Source organism: Hyphomicrobiales bacterium (genome assembly GCA_017642935.1).
Lineage (GTDB): Bacteria > Pseudomonadota > Alphaproteobacteria > Rhizobiales > MH13 > MH13.
The window spans coordinates 1-5,234 of sequence record JAEPOK010000004.1; the positions used below are offsets into that span (position 1 = coordinate 1).

General features: G+C 58.0%; 5 protein-coding genes. 3 read left to right on the forward strand and 2 right to left on the reverse strand.

Features of this window, described 5'->3' with window-relative positions:
* Positions 1 to 365 precede the first annotated feature (365 nt).
* A complete protein-coding gene (locus tag JJ917_17745) occupies positions 366 to 1,247 on the reverse strand; it encodes a LysR family transcriptional regulator (GenBank protein MBO6700673.1) in 882 nt (293 codons plus the stop codon).
* Between the two features lie 99 nt (positions 1,248 to 1,346).
* On the opposite strand from JJ917_17745, the gene JJ917_17750 reads away from it, so the two are divergent.
* From JJ917_17750 to JJ917_17760, 3 genes are all read left to right on the forward strand, one after another.
* Positions 1,347 to 1,973, forward strand: coding sequence for a GNAT family N-acetyltransferase (locus JJ917_17750; GenBank protein MBO6700674.1), 627 nt, complete (start codon positions 1,347 to 1,349; stop codon positions 1,971 to 1,973).
* 155 nt (positions 1,974 to 2,128) lie between these two features.
* The gene (locus JJ917_17755) at positions 2,129 to 3,061 is read left to right on the forward strand and encodes an NADPH:quinone reductase (GenBank protein MBO6700675.1); all 933 of its coding nucleotides are present in this window, start codon (positions 2,129 to 2,131) and stop codon (positions 3,059 to 3,061) included.
* Between the two features lie 14 nt (positions 3,062 to 3,075).
* Positions 3,076 to 3,411 (forward strand): cupin domain-containing protein, encoded by a 336-nt coding sequence (locus tag JJ917_17760; protein ID MBO6700676.1) that lies wholly within the window; start codon positions 3,076 to 3,078, stop codon positions 3,409 to 3,411.
* An 894-nt stretch (positions 3,412 to 4,305) separates the two neighbouring features.
* On the opposite strand, the gene JJ917_17765 is transcribed toward JJ917_17760, so the two are convergent.
* A complete protein-coding gene (locus JJ917_17765; protein ID MBO6700677.1) occupies positions 4,306 to 5,157 on the reverse strand; it encodes a hypothetical protein in 852 nt (283 codons plus the stop codon).
* Positions 5,158 to 5,234 lie beyond the last annotated feature (77 nt).

Sequence of the window (5,234 nt, forward strand, 5' to 3'; positions counted from 1 at the left end):
GATACATATCAGCGACGTCCGCTATCGAGCCAAATTCTCTCTTGCGAAACGCAGTCGGTCCATACATTTGCCACCAGCTGTGGCCGAAGACCCGATGGCGGAGACAAAGGTGAGCAAGCACCTGATTACTTGCGTAAAGGAAGCCGTGCCGCTCAAAAGCCTCTAAAAGCGCGGAGGGTTTTGGCAGGGGTAGTTGGAGCGTTGGAATGACCGGTTTCACTTCATTGACAACAACCTTCCAGAATCTTTTTGGCAACGCCATTTGAAACAGTTGGTCAGCGGCACGGAGTGTCCGCTCGATGCTCATCGCGAACAGACGCTTCCGATAGACGGTTCAGCGAAGACAGGGATGACCTCAGTAGCGATCACAAGAGCGTTCGCACCCACGCAACGAAAGGCCGGACGAGCGGGTGCTCCGGGCCCTTTGGGGTGAGCGCGTGATAGCCAACCTTCACAATCTGCGGCAGAGGCATCTCAACGATTCCGCCGGCTTCGATTTCATCGCGAGCGATGGCTTCGTTAAAGATCGTGACACCAAGCCCTTGGCGGACGGCCTCCAGGAGCAAGTTTGCGCTGCCAATCGGTACGCGCTTCAATTGCTCAATGGGCAGGCCGAAGCGGCGCATCATCTCCAGTTTGACGTCCATCACATCATGCCAGAGCCATGGGAGATTGGCAGGCTCCGGTCCATAGTCGGCGAGAAGCTTTGGCGACGTGATGCCGATCAGCGTCGTCTCTTTGACCGTTTCACAGTTCAGCCCTGATCCCGGCAAACCAACGGTCTGGCCAGGCAGAAGCGCCCGGACGGCGAGATCAAATCCTTCACCAACCACATCAACATACTCTCGGGTGGGTGACATCGAGATTTCAGCGCCAGGATGGGCGACCCAAAACTCTGACAGTTTCGGCATGATGACCCGCTCCGTCAGGAAGGGGGTTGTTGTGACCCGAAGCGCGCGGTTGGCATGTGCCTCTTTCAGTCGCGCTATGCCGCTGGAGATCGTGTCAAACCCGTCTCCAAGAGCGTGGGCGAGCTGCTTGCCGGCCTGCGTGAGCACAACCTTGCGCCCTTGTCGCACAGCTAGACTAACGCCAAGATGGGCTTCCAACCCGCGAACCTGTTGGGCGATGGCTGCATGGGTGACATTCAAAGATCGTGCCGCACTGGCAAAGCCACCATGGCGGGCTGTCGCATCAAACGCGCGTAATGCAGAGAGGGGTGGAAGGTCGCGCCAATCGATCAACATGATAGCTGAGATATCATTTTCATATTTTTGTTTTCTCGCACTTTCGCCGGCACTTTGTTACCAATGTGGCTCATGAGCAAAACGCGGAGGGCGGTTCTCATGCATAATTTGCCAAATTTCGCATGTATTGATGCACGCAGTCTTTCCGCCTTCGGCGCGGACGGCGGTAATGTTCCTGCGATAGAACATAACCCTGCCTATCGTGCAGCTTACCTGAAACGCTACCGTTCACGTGCGGACGTCCCGGTCAAGGCGGCCAGAGATCTGCTCGTCGAGCATGTACGCAGGATGCGTCGCAGGATGGTGGAAGGTGGTGGGCCGGACTTTGACATCATGCTGCACGTGGATGGCTTCTGGAACAAGTTTGACCAGGTCCTGCCCCCCGTTGGCAGCTATTATTTGGCCTGGTCCGCGCACAACACCTTGCTGGGGACAGGCGCGCTGCGCACCATCTCTCCTGGGGTGGGCGAGATGAAGCATCTATATGTGCGTCCGCAGGCGCGTGGCCTGGGCCTTGGACAAGCTTTGGTCGAGGCGCGTCTCGCCGACGCACGCGCCATTGGTCTGAAGACACTCTTGGCCGACACGTTCGCCGCCAATCCCGAGATGCCGGCACTCTATGAGAAGTTGGGTTTCAAACGCGTGGAACCGTTCGATGTCGGCGGTACGGCGGGGATATCGCCCGAGCTGGTGGAGCATATGCTCTTCTTTCGGATGGCTCTGTAGCGGCCAAAGAGGCAAGGACATCGGCCCATATTCCCACGCAAGGAACCATCGGCCAGTTCGTGCCGCATGCCGGTTGTCCGGCCCTTAGAGAAAACCTGGTGGGGAGGTGAAACATGAAAGCCATTCAATTTCACAAATTCGGCGGACCAGAGGTCTTGCAGCTCGATGAGGTGGCCGATCCCACACCAGGGCCGGATGATGTGGTCATTGCCGTGAAGGCAGCCGGCGTGAACCCCGCAGACACCTACATGCGCGAAGGAACATATCGGATCAAACCGGCGCTGCCCTGCATTCCAGGAGGTGATGCCGCAGGAGACGTTGTCGCTGTGGGCGAGAACGTTACCGGGCTGGCAATCGGCGACCGGGTCTTTGCTGGCGTCGCGATGGGGCTCGATTTCAGCGGGTGCTATGCAGAAAGGGTCCTGCGCCCAGCATCGCATGTCCTGCCCATTCCGGAGGGTGTGAGTTATGCCGAGGCTGTAACGTTTGGTGTTTCTTATCCAACGGCCCACTACGCACTGTTCGCGCGTGGCGGTGCCAAACAGGGGGAAACCGTCTTTATCCACGGGGCGAGCGGTTCGGTCGGCACAGCGGCTATCCAACTCGCTAAACGGGCCGGCCTGACGGTCATCGGCAGCGCAGGCTCGAAGGCGGGGTTGGCGCTCGTCCTAAAAGAAGGCGCCGATCACGCCGTTGATCACTCACAGGCGGGCTATCTCGATAGCGTCAGAGAGGCAAGCGGCGGTCTTGGCCCCGATCTCATTCTCGAGATGCTGGCGAATTTGAACCTTGCAGCTGACATGGAAATCGCCGCAATGCATGGCCGGATTGTTGTGATCGGGAACCGAGGGGAGATTGCGATCAATGCCCGCATGGCGATGATGAAGGAGCTCGATATTCGAGGCATCATGCTGTGGAACGTGCCCGAGAGACAGTTGAACGACATCCTGGCAGACATCCTCGTTGCCGCCGCAGACGGTGCAATCAAACCCAAGGTGGGGAGGAAGCTGGCTCTGGCTGACGCGGCGGAGGCTCACGAACTCGCCCTTCAGCCCGGCAACTCAGGCAAGATTGTACTCATCCCCTAAACCCAGGAGGTGTCATGCCCTATCCGAATTTCATTCAAGACCAGCCGTCTCTGGATATCCCTTTCCCCGAAGACGCCGTCACCACGTCGGCGGTGCGCTCAGATGGGGCGCTGGTGGTCTTCCTGCATGTCCACAAGGATGTGGAGATACCAGAGCACCAGCACGGCGCGCAGTGGGGCACACTCGTTCAGGGCGGCCTTGAACTAACGGTCGATGGACGCACCCTCCATTGCGCGCCCGGTGACAGCTGGGATATCCCCGCCGGAACTGCCCATGCCGCTAAACTGAAGGCTGGCAGCCTGGTGATCGACGTGTTCGAGGAACCCGACCGATATCCGCTGAAGCCCTGAACTAAGGTGCATGGCTGACCAGTCTGGGCGCATGTCCGGTAGAGTTGCTGGGAACCTACGAAGTCCGTCCAGCAAGCTTCCCTTTATCGGCCCACATCGTTTGAGGCCTGCCAGGAGTCCAACAGTCGCCACCACTGATTGGCAGGCGTCGGTATAGGCCACGAACGGCGCCGCTTTACCGCTCCCAATTCCCTACCGTCTAGAAAATCCACAAACGATTGCTTTTTGGCACACTCGGAAGGCGGGCATTTAGCGGCTCTTTGAGCCACTCTCTTTGTCCGCCGTTTGATTTTGCGATTATGGCAGCTTTGCCGCCAGTTGCGGACGCTGCTAAGGTGACCTTAACAAGCCGGCTCGAGACATCTCGCCTCTCGCAATCCGCTGCTCCCGAAATTCAGAAGCCTCTGTAGTCCATCAAGCAGAATCGACACCTCTTTCATCGGCCATTTCGACCACGACGATCTTCATATTGGCTGCACGAATAGGCACATCGGCAAATGACCAAAGCTGCTTGTCGATGCCTTCTTTGACAGATCGGCGACAACGCGACGATGGAAATCCCACCCAACGGATCTTTTGGATGGATATGCAGGCCAACGAAATCCGCAAAGGCCCTCGGAAACTCTAAAAGCCAAATGCTATCTGGTTCATTTCTTAGCAGTTCAGTTAGGTCCGCTTAATGCCCTAGCACCAAGGCAACATGGAAGAGGGCTCGCATTCAAACTGCGAAATCTCCGTCTACAGTTTGGCGATATCGGGATTCTAGGCGCTGATTATCAAGCCCAGCCTCGCCTTCCTAATCCGTAGATAGAAAAGTCCATTCTCAGTTTAGCTCAAGAACGTTGTTTTGAATCGGAACCCACATAATATTGGACGTTTTTGACCATTATGTACCTAGGCGGCCTGGAGTGTCCGGGTGAGCTGCTCGAAGCGCGGTTGATCTTTCAACCGCTCGACCATTGGTTCGCGCATCAGCCACCGCAGGTCGCGGTAGCCGCCATCAATGGCTTCCTCCAAGGAATTCAGACCCGCATCGACATCATCGATTGATGCGTAACCAAAGACATTGTGGATGCCGCATACTGAGCCACCGTCCAAGCTCTGCGCGAGCCATTCATGGGCCGGGTCACGCTCGGACGCCAAAGCCAATGCCGGGCCCATCGTGTACCGCGAGCGGAGCTCGTGCGGGTCGGTTGACAGGCGCCGATCAAGGTGGCGGCAACAGGAATGCGCAATGCGGCAGCCAAGCACGGGGTCGATCCGTTTGGCGGCCCGGGCGGCAAGGAACAGGGGTCGCGGCACGTCCGCTACCAAGTCGGCAGACTTAAGCGCTAGCGACGCGGCCGAACGAAACCGTCCCTCGGCAAAGCTTGCTCGGGCTGCCAGATAATGGCCTTCGCCATCGGCATCGCCCAATTCAAAACATCGTGCGAAAGCTATCTCCGAGGCGTCAGTGCGGCTGAGGACCGATAGTGCAAAGCCATGCGCCGCATGGGCCAAGGGAGCATCCGGCCCGCACTGAACGGCGTGCACGGCAGCGTCGAGCGCGTCCGCCAAATCATCGTTTGACCCGCCGCCATAAAGCCCGAAATGGGCCAGCGCGATCGATAGCTGTGCCTGTGCCACCGCTGCCCGGGGCGATATCGCAGCAGCTTCCCGGCAAAGAGCGACGGCATGGGCCGCAGCATTCGGTTCAGCCCGCACCCATGCGTTCTTGGCCTCGAGCACCAGCGCATAGGCTTCCACTGTCCGTCGTCAGGGTTTTTGGGAGCGATGGTTGCTCAGCTTAAGCGAGAGATCAGCTCATCTGTTTTTGATGTTAT

What these genes read in the sequence shown, in the direction of transcription:
- JJ917_17760 (MBO6700676.1), top strand. Translation starts at nt 3,076, where the DNA reads ATGCCCTATCCGAATTTCATTCAAGACCAGCCGTCTCTGGATATCCCT.
- JJ917_17750 (MBO6700674.1), top strand. Translation starts at nt 1,347, where the DNA reads ATGCATAATTTGCCAAATTTCGCATGTATTGATGCACGCAGTCTTTCC.
- JJ917_17745 (MBO6700673.1), bottom strand. Translation starts at nt 1,247, where the DNA reads ATGTTGATCGATTGGCGCGACCTTCCACCCCTCTCTGCATTACGCGCG.